Consider the following 14,735-nt stretch of genomic DNA (forward strand, 5'->3'; position numbering starts at 1 on the left):
TCCTTTCTATTTATTCTGAATAAAGCGAAGCCCCTCGGAATTGATATCCGGCGGGGCTTCGCTTTTAATAGTGCCGCCGGCAGGAATGAACGCGGACGAAGGCGAAGCAACATCTTATAGCAAATTCGAAAGGCTGGTGCCTCCCATGTCCGTTAAGCAAGCGAGCATTGTCGTCGTAGGGAGTATCAATATGGATTTGGTCGCGATGCTCGACCGGTCGCCCATCCCGGGGGAGACGATTCTCGGGAGCCAGTTCGCGATGATTCCGGGAGGGAAAGGGGCGAACCAGGCGGTCGCCGCCGCCCGTCTGGGGGCGAGAGTGGCGATGGTCGGCTGCGTGGGCGACGATGCGTTCGGCGCGCAGATGAAGCGGCAGCTCGAGCAGGAGGGCATCGACACGGCGCATGTCTCCGTCGCCGCAGGAGAGGCGACCGGCGTCGCCATCATTCAAGTGCAGCGGGAGGGCGACAACAGCATCATCGTCATCCCGGGCGCGAATGCCCGGCTGACGCCGGCCTTGATCGACTTGGCGGAGGACGCCATCCGCCGGGCCGATGTGCTGCTGCTGCAGCTGGAGATTCCGCTGCCGGCCGTAGAGCGGGCGGCGGAGCTCGCTGCTCGGCACGGGGTGCGGGTCGTGCTGAACCCCGCCCCGGCACCGGCCGGCGCGCTGCCCGAGTCGCTGCTGCGGCATGTCGATGTGCTGACGCCGAACGAATCGGAGGCCTCCCTCCTCATCAGCGGCGCCGCGCAGACCGATACTGCGATCGAGGAGCTGGTGCAGCGGCTGAAGCAAGCGACCGGCGCCCCGAACGTGCTCGTCACCCACGGCGCCGAAGGCGTCTATTACGATTTGGACGGCCGGACCGGCCGCCAGGCGGCCTGCCAGGTCGATGTGGTGGACACTACTGCTGCCGGCGATTGTTTCAACGCCGCGACCGCGGTACGCTGGGGAGAAGGCGCAGCCCTGACGGAGGCGATCGGCTTCGCCGTGCGGGCCGCGGCGCTCGCGGTCACGAAGTTCGGAGCGCAGCCCTCGCTCCCGAGGAGAGCGGATGTGGAGCAATTTCAAGCTCGCCCAGACCGGGCTTGACACCGGAACGTACGTTCGATACGATGGAGTCATCTTCCCAATCTTTGGATGAGGGGTGCCGTTATGGTGACGAAGCGAGCGTGGAGCGTATGGGACGAGCTGGGCGCTTTTGAGGTACAGGGGATGGATGCGAATCCGTCCATATGGGATGGCCGACCGGCCTTATATTTGAACGACTGCACCGCGTTTCTGCGAGAGACGTTCGATCTTTCCAGCTTCCGGCTGCAGGCCGATATTGCGTGCCCGAGTTCGCTCGGATTCGCAGGGCTTGTCTTCGGCGCCCGCGATTACGAGACCTTCGAGCTGGTCTATGTCTCTCCGGACCATAAGGGCCGGCCGGGCGAGATTCAGTACGATCCTTTCATGAATGGATCCAGCACTTGGCAAGTGTACCACGGTCCCGCCTATCAGGCGGCTGCGCCGTTGGAGCCGGGCCGGTGGTCCAGGCTTACGCTGGACGTGCAACCGAACGGAGTGGCGATTACGGTCGGCGACGCTCCTGCACCGCAGCTCGTGATCCGCCGGCTGCAGTTGGGACATCCGGTCGGGCGGATCGGACTCTGGAGTCATCTGCCGGCCTACTTTCGCAACTTCACCGTCGAGGCCGCGGAGCCTTATCCGATCGAGCCGGCTGTGCCCGACCTATCCCGATTGGCCGAGGATGGGTTCGTTACGGAATGGAGGGTATCGGAGCCGTATTCCATTCAGGAGTCGGCATCGACCGTATTACCGGACGAGGACTGTTGGTCGAGGGCACTCGTCGAGGAGAACGGAACGCTGAACTTGAACCGGTTGTACAGCTCGGAAGCGGGTAGGGCTGTTCAGGTTCTGTGTACCGTGCACGCGTCGGTGCAGGGGGAGTCGGTCTTGAGCTTCGGGTACAGTGATCAAATCCGGTTATGGGTGAACGGTGAAGAGGTATACCGAGGTTTATGGAAGTGGGATCCGCCTGCCGATGATGGCCGCATCCGGCCGAATCATGCGACCGCGACCGTTCGTCTGCATGCGGGCTCGAATACGATCCGCGCTGAGGTGGCGAGTCTGGAGACGATCTTCGGGTGGGGGATCTGCTTGAAGACGGACTTGATGGCCCGGTCATAGAAGACGGCTCTTGGGGGTGATCGCAAGAGCCGTTGGTTGAGCATGCTGGAATTGCACTATGGTGGAGGGCTGCAGCTGAGGGAAACGATTAACTCGTAAATATATGTTGGTCGATCTGAATGATTTTCGGACGTTTCTTGCTCCAGCTGGACGTAGCCAGCTTGGGGTTGTAATAATACAACGCCCCGTTAGTCGGATCCGCGCCGTTCAACGCGGCCTTGGCCGCCTCGTAGGCGGAGCTGTCGGGCGTCAGGTTGTATTGCCCGTCCTTGATGGCGCTGAACTGTCCCGGCTGGAAGATCACTTCCGTAATCGAGTCCGGGAAAGCGCCCGATTGCACCCGATTCAGGACAACCGCACCGATCGCCACTTTTCCTTCGAACGATTCGCCTCGGGCTTCGGAATGAATAATGCGCGCCATCTGTTCGAGCACCGTCGGATCGGGGCCGACGGTTTGATTCAAGACGGATACGGTCTTCTCGTCAGCATTGCCGCTGGCGGGCAAACCGGCTTGACGTTGGAAGCTCATGACCGCTTTCTTAGTAGCGGGGCCGTAATAACCTGTGGAGCCGGCCTTGAACAGGCCAAGCGAGCCAAGACGCTGCTGCAGGTCGAGGACTTGCGCGCTGCTGACGCCTTGCTGAAGGGTATACCCATAGGCCGGCGGCGCCGACAAAGTAGATATGCCGAACGTACTGGCCAATACTGCGATGAGCACGGAACCTTTCTTCATCGTTCTCAGATTACCTCCTCTTGTTTTACCATCCGCACCAATCGCGGCATCATAAATCAGAGTTGTTCATCCGACCGGGAAGTCGCCGTACACGCTCAACCATATTTGGGGTGACCGCGGAGGACCGCTGCCATGCTATACGGTTCGGGCGTATGGCGCGGTTTATGCCCGTCCTACTTTTTTTCCCACTCTTTTACAAGTGCGACTCCCCCACCCATTATAACGAAGGCAGCCCCCTAACCGAAGTTAGGGGGCTGTTTGGGTTGAAATAAGAGGATACCGTCACCTTACTCGTTCATCACAGCCTGGCTCTTTACTTCGAGTGCGAGCGGTGAAATAAAATTTCTTCCCAAAACCGATTTCGTGAAGTATAATGGGGCAGCAAATTTCAGAAGGAGCTGGACATCATGAAACCCATCAAGCTGTACAACCAACTCCTTGCCTGGTCGCAGGCGTATCATCCGATCGTGAACTCGCTGTTGCTCGGAACGATTCTGGCCAGGATAGCTTCCTCCATGAGCATGCCGTTCCTGGCGATTTATCTCGTCCGCCATACCGAGATGAGCCCGACGCTGATCGGCCTCGTCATCGGCGCCGGCTCGCTCGCCGGAACGCTCGGCGGCTTCATCGGCGGGTCGCTGTCCGACCGGTTCGGGCGCCGCCGCATTCTGCTCGGCGCGCTGTTCGGCTGGGCGGTCGTGTTCTTCGGCTTCGCCCTCGTGAAGAGCACGCTCTTCTACTTCCTCTTAAGTCTATTAAACGGATTGTGCCGTTCCTTCTATGAGCCGGTCTCCCAAGCACTCATGACGGACTTGACCGAGAAGGAGAACCGGTACAAGGTGCTGTCGCTTCGCTACCTGGCCATCAACATCGGAGTCTCGGTCGGACCGCTGCTCGGAGCCGCCTTCGCCGCGCTGGACAGCACCTTGCCGTTCCTCATAACGGGAGCACTCTATCTGCTGTATGCGATCGCGCTCTATGCCCTGCTGAACCGATTCGGCATCCGCCAGATCGAAGCGGGAGCCCGCTCGGAGACGACGCTGATCGCCTCGTTTCGGATCGTCCGCCAAGACGCGGTGTTTCGCTTCTACTTGCTGGGCAGCCTCGTCACGGCGATCGGGTATTCGCAGATGACGGTGACGCTGTCCCAGTACGTGCAAGGCAAGCTGGCGGATGGGGTGGCGCTCTTCGCTGTCATGATGACCGTGAACGCCGTGACGGTCGTCGCCATGCAGCTCCCGTTCACGCGTTGGACGAGCCGCATGACGCCGATGAGTATATTGACGCTAGGAGCCGCCTGTTACGCGCTGGGCAATGCCGGCTTCGCGCTGTCGGGCAGTTGGCCCCACTTCATCGCCTCTATGATCGTCTTTACGTTCGGCGAAATGCTCATCTTCCCCGCCTCCAACCTGCTCACCGACCGAATTGCGCCGGAAGGGCTGCGCGGAACGTACTACGGGGCGCAATCGTTCAGCAGCCTCGGACACTTCCTCGGTCCGTGGATCGGGGGCGTGCTGCTCAGCCACTATAACGGCACGGTGCTGTTCCTGACGATGTCCGTCGTGGCGCTGAGCGCGGTCGGATTCTACAGGGCGGGCGAGTCGTTGCGGAGCTTGCGGACGAACTGATCGATCCGCGTCAGCGCCTCCTCCAGCTTCGTTTCCGACACGGCGTACGAGCAGCGGAGGAAGCCTTCCCCGCCGGTGCCGAACACGTGCCCGGGGACGGCGGCCACATGCGCTTCCTTCAGCAGCCTCATGGCGAACTGCTCGGAGGTAAGACCGGAATCCGTGATGGAGGGGAATGCATAGAAGGCGCCTTGCGGCTCATGGCACGGCAGTCCGATCTCCCGCAGCCCTTGCACGAACAGGTGCCGGCGGCGGTCGTAGGAGCCGATCATCCGGTCCTTGTCGGCCATGCCGTGCCGCAGCGACTCGATCGCGGCGATCTGACCGAGCACCGGGGCGCACATGGCCGTGTACTGATGAATTTTGAGCATCGCCGCAATCAGCTCGGGGTGGCCGCAGGCGTAGCCGATGCGCCAGCCGGTCATGGCGAACGCTTTGGAAAAGCCGCTGATCACAATCGTGCGCTCCTTCATCCCCGGCAGAGAGGCGGGGCTGACGTGCGTTCCGCCGTATGTCAACTCGGCATAGATCTCATCCGAGAGGACGACGAGGTTGTGCCGGATGGCGAGCTCCGCGATCGGGCGCCAATCATCCGCCGTCATCACCGCCCCGGTCGGATTGCTGGGGAAATTGACGAGCAGTACTTTGGATCGCGGCGTGATGCGCGCTTCCAGCGCTTCGGCCGTCAGCTTGAAGCCATGCCCGGCAGTCGTCTCGACCTCGACCACCTGGCCGCCGCACAGCTCGGCGATCGGCGCATAGGCGACATAGCCCGGCGCCGGCATGAGCACTTCGTCCCCCGGGGCGAGAAGCGTACGGAGCGCGAGGTCGACCGCTTCGCTGCTGCCCACCGTGACCATAATCTCGCGGCTCGGCTCATAGGGAAGCTGGAAGCGGCTCCTCATGTACGCGGCAATCTCTTCCCTTAACTCCAGCAAACCCGCATTGGGCGTGTAGGAAGTCTGCCCCTCGTTCAGCGCGCGCACACAGGCGGCGCGCACGCGCTCCGGTGTGACGAAATCCGGTTCCCCGAGCCCGAGCGAGATCGTGTCGGGGCTCATGGCCCCCAAATCAAAGTAAGCGCGGATGCCGGAAGGAGGGAGCTCCAGTACGTGAGGGGCGATCCAGTCTTTCGCTTGCAGTTTCAGTTCAGCCTGAGCCATCATTGCGGTATCCTCCCGGGTATCGATGTACGTGCCTGATAGGAGCTCTGAATAATGCGGTCGAGCAGCTCGGGGAACGCGATCCCCGCCGCGAGCGCGCTCTTGGGGAACAAGCTCGTGTTCGTCATGCCGGGCAGCGTGTTCACTTCGAGCACGTAAGGATGGCCGTCCACGAGCATCATATCGACGCGTGCGTATACCTCGCACTTCATGGCCCTATAGCTGGTCAAGGCCGCATTCCGGACCCTCGCTTCCACTACCGCCGGCAGCTCGATCACACGTTCCTCGGCTTCGCCGTCCTCATATTTGGCTTTGTAATCGAACCAATCGGAATGGACGGGCCGTATGCCGATCGTCGGCAGCAGCTCGCCGTCCAGGATCGAGCACGTCATTTCTTCTCCGCGGACGCAACGTTCGATCAAGACCGAATCATCCCATTCCAAAGCCGATTGAACCGCCGCAAGCAGCTCTTCCGTAGAGCCGACCATTCGAATCCCGATGCTGGACCCGCCCGAGTTCGGCTTGACGACGACGGGATACCCCAATCGCTCCACCGCTTCGGCGGAGTAATCCTCCATGCCATTCCAGAGAAGCCAGTCGGGAGTAGCGACACCTACGGAACGAAGCATCCGCTTCGTGATGTCTTTATTCATGCACATGCTGCTGGCGAGCACGCCGCTCCCTGTATAAGGAATGCCCATCGATTCCAATGTCCCTTGCACCGTCCCATCCTCCCCATAGGCGCCATGCAGCGCCAATAACGCCATATCGATCCCGCGTACCTGATCGGCCAGCTCTCCGCACTTCGTAACTACAATAGGGGTGGCGACGTATTGCTCCGGGTCCAGATGAGCCAGCATAACGCGGCCCGTCTGTAAGGACACCTCGTGCTCGGAGGAGAGACCGCCCATAATGACGCCGATTTTCATAGTTGCACCTCGCTAGCTTCGTAATAGTTCGGCCTGTTCGCCGATGATCCGGATTCCCTTGGCGATATCTTCGTCCGACACGCGGGAGAATCCGAGCCGCAGCGTATTGCCGCCTTTGCCGTCCGTATAGAAGATGTCCCCCGGGGTGAATATGACGCCCTTGCGCGAGCAAGCAGCCAATAACTCTCTCGTGCGAAACGATTCCTCGAACGTGAGAAACAGATGAAGCCCGCCGTCGCCGGACACTTGCGCATAGGGGAGGTACGTACGGCAGCATTCCAAGGTCCATTCGTATTTCCGCTTGTAGACCGCTCTTGCTTTGCGCACATATTTGTCGAGATTGCCGTTATACAAATATTGGTACAAAATCGCCTGGTCGATCGTGGACGTATGGATGGTACGCGCCCGCTTCAGGCTCTCCAGATAGCCGATCAGCTCGCGGTCCGCCAGTACCCAGCCTACGCGTAGCCCGGGGAACAGCACCTTGGAGAAGCTGCCGACATAGATGACGCCGTTGCCCCGGCCGGCCGTGGCGATCAGGGGAGCCACATGCGAGCCGGAATAGCGCAGCTCTTCATTGAAGCCGTCTTCGATGACAGGCACCTGGTAGCGGGCCATCAGCCGCATGAGCGCCATACGCTTCTCCGGGGACATGACGATCCCGGTCGGATTGTGGTACGAAGGCACGAAGTAGGCGCAATCGTACGTCCGCTCGCGCAATGCCCGCTCCAGCTCCCCGAGATGGACGCCGTCCGGCTCCATACCGATTCCGGTAATAGCGAAGCCATGCAGCTTGAAGTTTTTGATCGCCGTATTGTGAGTCGGATTCTCACAGAGGATGGCCCCGTTCGAACGGCTCAGGGCGGACAGGACGATGTCGAGCCCTTCGGTGAAGCCGCTTGTGACGAGCAAATCTTTGCCGTGCAGATCGACTCCCTTGTGGCTCATATATTGCAGCAAATAATCGATTAGCGGTTTGTAGCCTTTGGCGTACCCGTAGTTCAGCAGCACGTTGCCTTCCACGGCCATGCGGTCCAGGAAAGCGCGCTTGACGGGGTCCAGATCGAACAGCTTCTCGTCGGGAGCGATGCTCGTGAAGGAGATCGTCCCCTTACCCGCGCGGATCCCATGCTTCATCAGATCCAGCTCCTCCGCCAGAGAGGCTCGTTCATTCAAACGCGGCTTCCACTCCAGCTGACAAACGGGAGGCTCCGCGGGCACGGAGGAAGCGGCCACGAAGCTGCCTTGGTTGTTCGCGACATAGAGGAAGCCGTCCTCCTCGAGACGCGTGTACGCCTCGATTACAGAGTTGCGGCTTACCCGGAGGAGCGTGCTCAGCTCGCGTGTGGACGGGAGCTTCTGGTGCGCGAGCAGCGCGCCCTCCGTAATCAACCGCTTGACGTAATCCATCACTTGAATATAGACCGGCCGGTTCTTGACCGGCTCGAAATCGTGATACATCGTTTATCGCCCCCCTTTGCTATCATGGCATACTAAAAGGCGCAATAAAAGAACCACGGCGGCACCATTTTAGCAATGGAATGGTTCTGGAGAATCGGATAAACTAGTATTTTACTCATATGGTTGCAAGTAGGATTAAATGGTATACTTTCCCTATTCATGCGAAGGAGAGATCGATGTGTCGGAATTGTTCAGAAAATCGCTTCAAGAGGAAATTGCGGAGAGCTCGTACGACCGGCCGGCCGGGATAAGCTTTCTTGCCGTCATTTTGGCGATCGGAGGGGGGCTCGGCATCGTCCTGCAGCTGATCGCCTTCAGCAAGCTGGAAGACTTGTCCGAGGTGCTGGGGGTTTCCGCGGTGTTGATGCAAGGGGCGCTCCTCTTATTGTCCGGATCTGCGCTTGCGGCGGCGGTAGGCATGTGGATCGGCGCCAAGTGGGGCTGGTGGCTGGCATTGTTTTACATCGCCTATGCGGTGACGCGGAACGCAAACGCGTTTTTATCCATCTCCAGCCTCGCCGATCAATTCGGCGCTTCCGGCGAGTTTCGGAGCACGAACTATGTCAAGTATGGGATCCGTATGGTATGGAACGCGCTGCTGCTGGCCTACTTGTGCCGAGAGAACGCCTCCTTCTATTTCCGGACCACGGAGACTAGCAAGTGGAAGGCGTTAGGGATCGTATTCGGAATCAGCATCGGCCTTTTTGGGCTGGCGGCCCTTCTTTAACCATTAGCCTTTATAGAGCAACAATAGAGCAAAAAAAAACGATCCTTCACAAGCCTATGGGCTCGGGAGGATCGTTTGTTCATGAAACGGCTGCGGCGGATGGTCCATCAAAAATTTGCCGTAACCGATCGGGTTGCTGTATGTGCGTTGGAACTCCTCGAACTGACGGCCTTCACGAAAACTGATGCGCAAATCGCGTCCGTTGCATTCGATGAATAAGGGCCGGCCGGCAGCGTCAATGCCTACATCCAGACCGATATCGGCCAGGTGCGGCAAATGGCTGCTTAAGTGGTTCGCGACCTGGAGCGACAGCTCTTCCACGCGTTGGCGCGTATGAACGGGGTCCAGGTAGGGATAGTCCCGCAGAACGGTCTCGAGTGGATGAACGTGGCCGCCTTGGGCCAGGTTCGTCAGGAACACTTGGGACCTCGCGACCTTGACCGCGACGCCGGAGATGCGCCAATCGCCCGTCTCGCCGCGCTGTACGGACACCCGCATATCGAAAGGCCGGCCCCGGTATGTGGCGAGCGGCCAGCATTGCTGCACCAAATAAGCGGACTTACGAATGCGTCTCAGCAGAACGGAGGGGAGCTTGGAGCGGAAGGAAGTCTTCTTGCGGACGCGGCTCTTGAACGTAGGGGCGTAATCGAGCTCCCAGCGGTCACGGACGCGCTTCAGCTTCATAATGCCGAGACCGATGCTGCTGTTGTTCGGCTTCACGATCAACGCATCGTAGCGCTGCATCATCTCCATGAGATTCGCCGTGGTGGCTTCCAACGTCTCCGGCAAATGCTCGCGAATCGTCGGATCCAGCTGCAGCAGCCCGTGGATCGTTTTTTTGCCGTAACGGTTCCAGTGGTTGAAGATTTGTTTGCCGCTCCGAACGAGTCGTTCTATGCGGCGTTTCGCATCGGAATTGAAGAAGAGGCCTCGATTGTGAATGACGGCGGGTACCGGAATCCTGCGTCGGACGTACTCTCGTCCGGATTTCACGAAAGCGAGTACGGTCGTTTGCCCAGGTACGATGTCGTGCAAGCGAATGTAACAGGGCCTCACTCCGTGCTGCCGCCCGGCCCGTTCATAACACGGAAGGGACTCGTGCCGGGTGCGGCCGGACGGGATGCGCCAGTACACGGAATCGTTCAAAAGGATGCCAATATAGCGGTTGTCCAAAGGCTCGCTCACCTCCACCACTACTGTATGTAAGGGACTTTCGTAAGGCATGGACGGGTGTTGGGGGGAAAGCATCCATTTTGTCCATGAGCGGGACAATCAGACAGCAGGATCAAAATACAAGGGGCACCTTCCCAAATGGTGTCCCTTTTCGAGTTGCCGCTACATAAACTATGGCAAACGAAAACAAGGAGAATCGAAATGCCTGCCTATCGCATTATCATCGATGTGTCGGAGCGCCAGCTTCATCTCTTGGACGGAGACCGGGTCGTCCGTACGTTCCCCGTCGGCATCGGGCGCATGGTGACGCCTACGCCGACCGGCGATTACACAATCGTGAATAAAGCGCCCAACCCGGGAGGACCGTTCGGAGTGCTCTGGATGGGGCTGTCCAAGCCGCATTACGGCATACACGGGACGAACAACCCGGCCTCGATCGGCCATTATGTCTCTCACGGCTGCATCCGCATGTACAACGAGGACGTGCTCGAGCTGTCGCGGTTCGTGCCGATCGGGACCCGGGTGACGATCCGGCCTTGACGCGGGCCGCAGTCGCGGGGAGGATGATGCATTTGGGAAGAAAGATGGAGGTGCCACATGACGAGCTTAAGCCATACTCATGAAACCGATGCAACCTTTAATGCGGATGCTGCCGTACAACGGCCGGTCGCAATCGTGACGCCGGGGACCTACGCCCTCGATTCGGGTCGGTCCAGCTCGGTGGAGCTGGTGACCCGGAATGTGAGCCGGGAGCTGTGGCAATCGCACGGACTGCAGATGCAGCTATTCGGCCAGATGCAAGCCCGCTTGTCCGAGCGGACTTCGCCGCCGGTTACGGAAGGGATTGTCTACAACAGCATTCCCCGTAAGGGCTATATACGGCATGTGCTCAATCGGTTGAAAACGATGAATCCGGCGCTTATCCAGGTGGAGAACCGGCCGGGCTACGCACAATTCCTGAAGCGGAAGCTGCGGGGGCTGCCCGTTATCCTCTCGCTGCACTCCACGACTTTCCTATCCAGACACCACATCGCGCGGAAGCGGCTGCTCCGATGCCTGCGCGAGGTGGACGCAATTGTGGTGAACAGCCATTATTTGCGGGATGTGTTGTTAAGAATCGACCGACGGTTGGCCGGCAAGCTTGTCGTGAATCACCTCGGGGTCGACCCGACCGGATTTTCTCCGCGGTGGACCGAAGGGTATGAAGCGGAGCGGGAGCAGAATCTGGAGGCGCTCGGGTGGAAGGACTGCCGCGTCCTCCTGTTCGTGGGCCGGTTCATTCCGATCAAGGGCGTGCATCATCTGCTGAAGGCGATGCCGGCCATACTGAGGCGGCACCCCGAAGCGCGCCTGCTGCTCGTGGGAGGCGCCTATTACGGCAAAAACGCGACGACCCCTTATGTCGCCCGGCTGAGGCGATTGGCCAAACCGCTCAAGGACCGGGTACGATTCGTTCCTTACGTCGCGCACGATCAAATCGCCGAATGGTTTCGGCTGGCCGATATCGCTGTCGTGCCTTCCTCCGAGCGGGAAGCATTCGGACTGGTCAACGTCGAGGCGATGGCGTCCGGCGTCCCGGTTATCGCCTCCGGAGCCGGCGGCATGCGCGAGGTGATCGAGCACACCCGAACCGGACTGCTCGTGCCGCTGACCCGGCTCGGGAGAGAGTTGCCCGAACGCATCGGCGAGCTGCTGGACGATCCGGCCTACGCCCGGCAGATGGGCGAACAGGGACGGGAACGGGTGCTGGAGCATTTTACATGGGCCCATACCGCCGAGAGGCTGGCCGAGTTGTACCGCCGGCTAAATGCTGTGACATAGGCCTGGGTGTTTGCATATGTTACAAATGACTACCTATGTACCTGACCCCCGCAACAGGGGAGCACCAAAGATGTGGAAAGGAGTACCGCAGTGAAAAAGAAACCCGGCGAACCGAAGCGTAAACGAAATGCCGGAACGCAGATCTTCAATCCGCGATTGAACGAGCTGAGTTTCCTGGATGAAGAAAATTATGGGACTATTCGAAGAAACCGAGCGGCGGAGGTAGAAAAGAAGGAAGCGGAAATTGGGATACAAGCTCCTCCGCCCAGAGCGGAGACGGCTTCAATCAATCACCTGCCCGCGGTGGCGGAGCCCATACAGGAATTGCCTATGCCGGAACCGCCGGCCGAAAGCTATGAACTGCTCACGGAAGAAATCGAACGCGAACCGGCCGAACCGGAACCCTCCGACCAAGAGACGGAGCCTCCCGTATTCGTCGATTCCGATGAAATCTCTCCGGTCCTGCTGCTCTTCGAACGGGCCCAGCACGAGAACGTGGCCGTTGTCTATACGGACGATATCGTGGATGAGGCGGTGACGAACGAGAAGATCGCCAACCGGTCCATCGACGGTACGAAGATCAAGCCGAACAGCCTGGGAAAGGAAGCGTTCGCCGACTACGCGATCGATAACACGAAGCTGGCGGACAACAGCGTCACCGCGCCCAAGATCGCTCCGGCGTCGATCGAGGAGCGGCATATCGTGCAAGGCGCCATCTCCGGCCGCAAGCTGAAGAACAAATCGATTACCGGCGACAAGCTGGTGGATCACAGCATCACATCCGAGAAGCTGGCCGATAAGACGATCGACGCGATGAAGATTGCCGAAGGCTCCATCGAGTCGAAGCATCTGCATCCCCAATCGATCACGACTGAGCTGATTCAAGACCAAGCCATTGTCTCCGAGAAGATCAAGAGCGGGGCCATCGGGCCGAATGCGCTCGCGAACGGGTCCGTAAACTCGGCCAAAATCGCTGACGGTGCGATCCTGAGCGAGAAAATCCGCGATGGGGCGATTACGAGCGACAAGCTGGGCGAGGAGAGTGTGACTTCGACTCACATACAGCCCTCGGCTATCGTGAACCATCATATTGCACCTAATGCGGTAGACGGCACCCATCTCTCGGTGTGGAGCGTGCAGGATCAACACATTGCCGAGGAATCGATCTCGACGCATCATCTCAAGTCCCAGAGCGTCACCTCCGACAAACTGGCGGGGGAGTCGATCGGTCCCCAGCATTTGCAGCCCCAGTCGATCCGGGCGAACCATCTGGCCGAAGGCATCGTCACGACCCGGCATTTGCAGGACGATGCAATCACGACCGCAAAGCTGGCGCCCCAGTCCGTCATTACCGACTCGATTCAAAATCTGGCGGTCACTACGGAAAAACTGGGGGACCACAGCATTACGTCGCAGAAAATGCAGAAAGAAGCGATCAAAAATATTCATCTCGCTCAGGCAAGCGTGACGTGGGACAAAATCGCGGATCAGTCGATCTTAGCCAAGCACTTGACCGACAACACCATCTCGTCGGGCAATTTGCAAAATCAGGCCATCACGTCGGCGAAGCTCGCGCCGCAGTCTATTTTGCGCGAACATTTGACGGATGGACTAGTCGGGACGGCGCAGCTGGACAACGGCGCGGTAACCCGCGGCAAGCTGGCGAAGGACAGCGTCACCGCCGACAAAATCGGCGAAGGCGCGGTGACGGCGCCGAAGCTCGCGAGCGGGGCCGTCACCTCCGACAAGCTGGCGGGCACCTCCGTGGAAGCCGGTCACATCGCCGACGGGGCGATCGTGTCGGCGAAGCTGGCGAAGAACTCGGTGGGCACGAAGCATTTGTCCCCGCAGGCTGTCAGTGCGGAGCATTTGCAGAAGAATGCGGTTGCGACCGACCATTTGCAGGACCAGTCGGTCTCTTGGAACAAATTGGCCTTGGGCTCGGTTACCCGCAATCATTTGGTACAGAACAGCGTCTACACGCATCACCTGATGGATCATGCGGTGACGACGGCCAAGATCGCGCCGGAATCGATCTCGACGGATAAGATGACCGATCTCGCCGTCACGAGCAGCAAGCTGGCGGAAGGCTCGATCAGCTCCAGCAAGCTGGTCCCCGGTGCGATCGGTTCGGCGCAATTGGCCGCCGGTGCGATTCACCCCGAACACCTGAGCGAACAGTCGGTTCAATCCGACGCGCTGGGCGAAGACGTCGTCTTGAACCGCCATATCGGTCCGGGTGCCGTACAGGCCGAGCAGCTGGCGACGGGAATCATCGGAGAGAACCACCTGGTGGAAGGTGCCGTGACGTCCAGCCGGTTGGCCGATCATAGTGTGGGCGCGAGCAAGGTGCAGGCCGCCGCTATTCGTACGGAGCATCTGTCGGACGGCGCGGTGACGGGCGCGAAGCTCGCGGCCGGCTCGGTCGAGGCGTGGCACCTGGTCAAGGGAGCGGTGGGAAGCGAGCACCTGGCGGAGGGAGTAGTGGCGGAGGAGCATCTCGCTCCCGAAGCGGTGCGCCGGGAGCACCTCGCCGCGGGAGCGGTATCCGCTGCGCATCTCACGCCCCAAGCGGTACGCCGGGAGCACCTCGCCGCGGGAGCGGTGTCGGCGGGACATCTCGCCGCCGAATCGGTGCACGGCGAGCACCTCGCCGCGGGAGCGGTGTCGGCGGAGCATCTCGCCGCCGAATCGGTGGGCGGCGAGCACCTCGCCGCGGGAGCGGTGTCGGCGGGACATCTCGCCGCCGAATCGGTGCGCGGCGTGCATCTCGCCGCGGGAGCGGTGTCGGCGGGACATCTCGCCGCCGAATCGGTGCGCGGCGAGCACCTCGCCGCGGAAGCGGTGTCGGCGGAGCATCTCGCCGCCGAATCGGTGCGCGGCGAGCACCTCGCCGCGGGAGCGGT

Annotated in this window: 11 protein-coding genes and 1 pseudogene; 7 read left to right on the top strand and 5 right to left on the bottom strand. The window is 60.1% G+C overall.

Translation table 11 applies throughout. The features are described from left to right. Positions 1-145: 145 nt before the first annotated feature. Together rbsK and ACI5FR_RS13780 are read left to right on the top strand one after the other, a co-directional pair. Positions 146-1,093: a ribokinase gene (gene rbsK, locus ACI5FR_RS13775; RefSeq protein WP_405455098.1), complete on the top strand. Its 948-nt coding sequence runs from the start codon at positions 146-148 to the stop codon at positions 1,091-1,093. A 63-nt stretch (positions 1,094-1,156) separates the two neighbouring features. Beyond that, positions 1,157-2,194: a LamG domain-containing protein gene (locus ACI5FR_RS13780; protein WP_405455099.1), complete on the top strand. Its 1,038-nt coding sequence runs from the start codon at positions 1,157-1,159 to the stop codon at positions 2,192-2,194. A gap of 88 nt (positions 2,195-2,282) precedes the next feature. Here the strand turns inward: ACI5FR_RS13780 and ACI5FR_RS13785 are convergent, their stop codons facing one another. Next, positions 2,283-2,927 (bottom strand): cell wall hydrolase, encoded by a 645-nt coding sequence (locus tag ACI5FR_RS13785; protein WP_405455100.1) that lies wholly within the window; start codon positions 2,925-2,927, stop codon positions 2,283-2,285. Positions 2,928-3,334: 407 nt separating this feature from the next. Between ACI5FR_RS13785 and ACI5FR_RS13790 the strand changes: the two genes are divergently transcribed. Beyond that, on the top strand, positions 3,335-4,555 hold the full coding sequence (locus tag ACI5FR_RS13790) for an MDR family MFS transporter (RefSeq protein ID WP_405455101.1): 1,221 nt from the start codon (positions 3,335-3,337) through the stop codon (positions 4,553-4,555). On the opposite strand, the gene ACI5FR_RS13795 is transcribed toward ACI5FR_RS13790, so the two are convergent. Genes ACI5FR_RS13795 through ACI5FR_RS13805 form a run of 3 tightly spaced genes read right to left on the bottom strand, consistent with a single transcriptional unit; the run spans position 4,513 to position 8,108 of the window. After that, positions 4,513-5,718: an aminotransferase class I/II-fold pyridoxal phosphate-dependent enzyme gene (locus ACI5FR_RS13795; RefSeq protein WP_405455114.1), complete on the bottom strand. Its 1,206-nt coding sequence runs from the start codon at positions 5,716-5,718 to the stop codon at positions 4,513-4,515. The two genes, ACI5FR_RS13790 and ACI5FR_RS13795, sit on opposite strands and share 43 nt — an antisense overlap. Continuing rightward, entirely contained in the window at positions 5,718-6,647 is a 930-nt protein-coding gene (locus ACI5FR_RS13800; protein WP_405455102.1) for a D-alanine--D-alanine ligase, read from the bottom strand. The genes ACI5FR_RS13795 and ACI5FR_RS13800 overlap by 1 nt, the downstream gene beginning before the upstream one ends. Positions 6,648-6,659: 12 nt before the next feature. Next, a complete protein-coding gene (locus tag ACI5FR_RS13805) occupies positions 6,660-8,108 on the bottom strand; it encodes an aminotransferase-like domain-containing protein (RefSeq protein WP_405455103.1) in 1,449 nt (482 codons plus the stop codon). Positions 8,109-8,286: 178 nt separating this feature from the next. Here ACI5FR_RS13805 and ACI5FR_RS13810 point away from each other — a divergent pair, with 178 nt between their 5' ends. Further along, complete coding sequence (locus ACI5FR_RS13810; RefSeq protein WP_405455104.1) at positions 8,287-8,835, top strand: hypothetical protein; 549 nt, start codon at positions 8,287-8,289, stop codon at positions 8,833-8,835. A 54-nt stretch (positions 8,836-8,889) separates the two neighbouring features. On the opposite strand, the gene ACI5FR_RS13815 is transcribed toward ACI5FR_RS13810, so the two are convergent. Beyond that, positions 8,890-10,008, bottom strand: a complete 1,119-nt coding sequence (locus tag ACI5FR_RS13815; protein WP_405455105.1) for a YheC/YheD family endospore coat-associated protein — start codon at positions 10,006-10,008, stop codon at positions 8,890-8,892. A 201-nt stretch (positions 10,009-10,209) separates the two neighbouring features. Here ACI5FR_RS13815 and ACI5FR_RS13820 point away from each other — a divergent pair, with 201 nt between their 5' ends. From ACI5FR_RS13820 to ACI5FR_RS13830, 3 genes and pseudogenes are all read left to right on the top strand, one after another. After that, complete coding sequence (locus tag ACI5FR_RS13820) at positions 10,210-10,548, top strand: L,D-transpeptidase (protein WP_405455106.1); 339 nt, start codon at positions 10,210-10,212, stop codon at positions 10,546-10,548. 57 nt (positions 10,549-10,605) lie between these two features. Further along, on the top strand, positions 10,606-11,829 hold the full coding sequence (locus ACI5FR_RS13825) for a glycosyltransferase family 4 protein (RefSeq protein ID WP_405455107.1): 1,224 nt from the start codon (positions 10,606-10,608) through the stop codon (positions 11,827-11,829). A gap of 90 nt (positions 11,830-11,919) precedes the next feature. Then, a pseudogene (locus ACI5FR_RS13830) lies at positions 11,920-14,735 on the top strand (hypothetical protein); the annotation flags it as partial.

It is taken from the genome of Paenibacillus sp. HJGM_3 (assembly GCF_045062745.1).
Classification (GTDB): Bacteria; Bacillota; Bacilli; order Paenibacillales; family NBRC-103111; genus Paenibacillus_AA.

What these genes read in the sequence shown, in the direction of transcription:
- ACI5FR_RS13805 (WP_405455103.1), bottom strand. Translation starts at nt 8,108, where the DNA reads ATGTATCACGATTTCGAGCCGGTCAAGAACCGGCCGGTCTATATTCAA.
- ACI5FR_RS13780 (WP_405455099.1), top strand. Translation starts at nt 1,157, where the DNA reads ATGGTGACGAAGCGAGCGTGGAGCGTATGGGACGAGCTGGGCGCTTTT.
- ACI5FR_RS13800 (WP_405455102.1), bottom strand. Translation starts at nt 6,647, where the DNA reads ATGAAAATCGGCGTCATTATGGGCGGTCTCTCCTCCGAGCACGAGGTG.
- ACI5FR_RS13825 (WP_405455107.1), top strand. Translation starts at nt 10,606, where the DNA reads ATGACGAGCTTAAGCCATACTCATGAAACCGATGCAACCTTTAATGCG.
- ACI5FR_RS13795 (WP_405455114.1), bottom strand. Translation starts at nt 5,718, where the DNA reads ATGGCTCAGGCTGAACTGAAACTGCAAGCGAAAGACTGGATCGCCCCT.
- ACI5FR_RS13820 (WP_405455106.1), top strand. Translation starts at nt 10,210, where the DNA reads ATGCCTGCCTATCGCATTATCATCGATGTGTCGGAGCGCCAGCTTCAT.
- rbsK (WP_405455098.1), top strand. Translation starts at nt 146, where the DNA reads ATGTCCGTTAAGCAAGCGAGCATTGTCGTCGTAGGGAGTATCAATATG.
- ACI5FR_RS13785 (WP_405455100.1), bottom strand. Translation starts at nt 2,927, where the DNA reads ATGAAGAAAGGTTCCGTGCTCATCGCAGTATTGGCCAGTACGTTCGGC.
- ACI5FR_RS13790 (WP_405455101.1), top strand. Translation starts at nt 3,335, where the DNA reads ATGAAACCCATCAAGCTGTACAACCAACTCCTTGCCTGGTCGCAGGCG.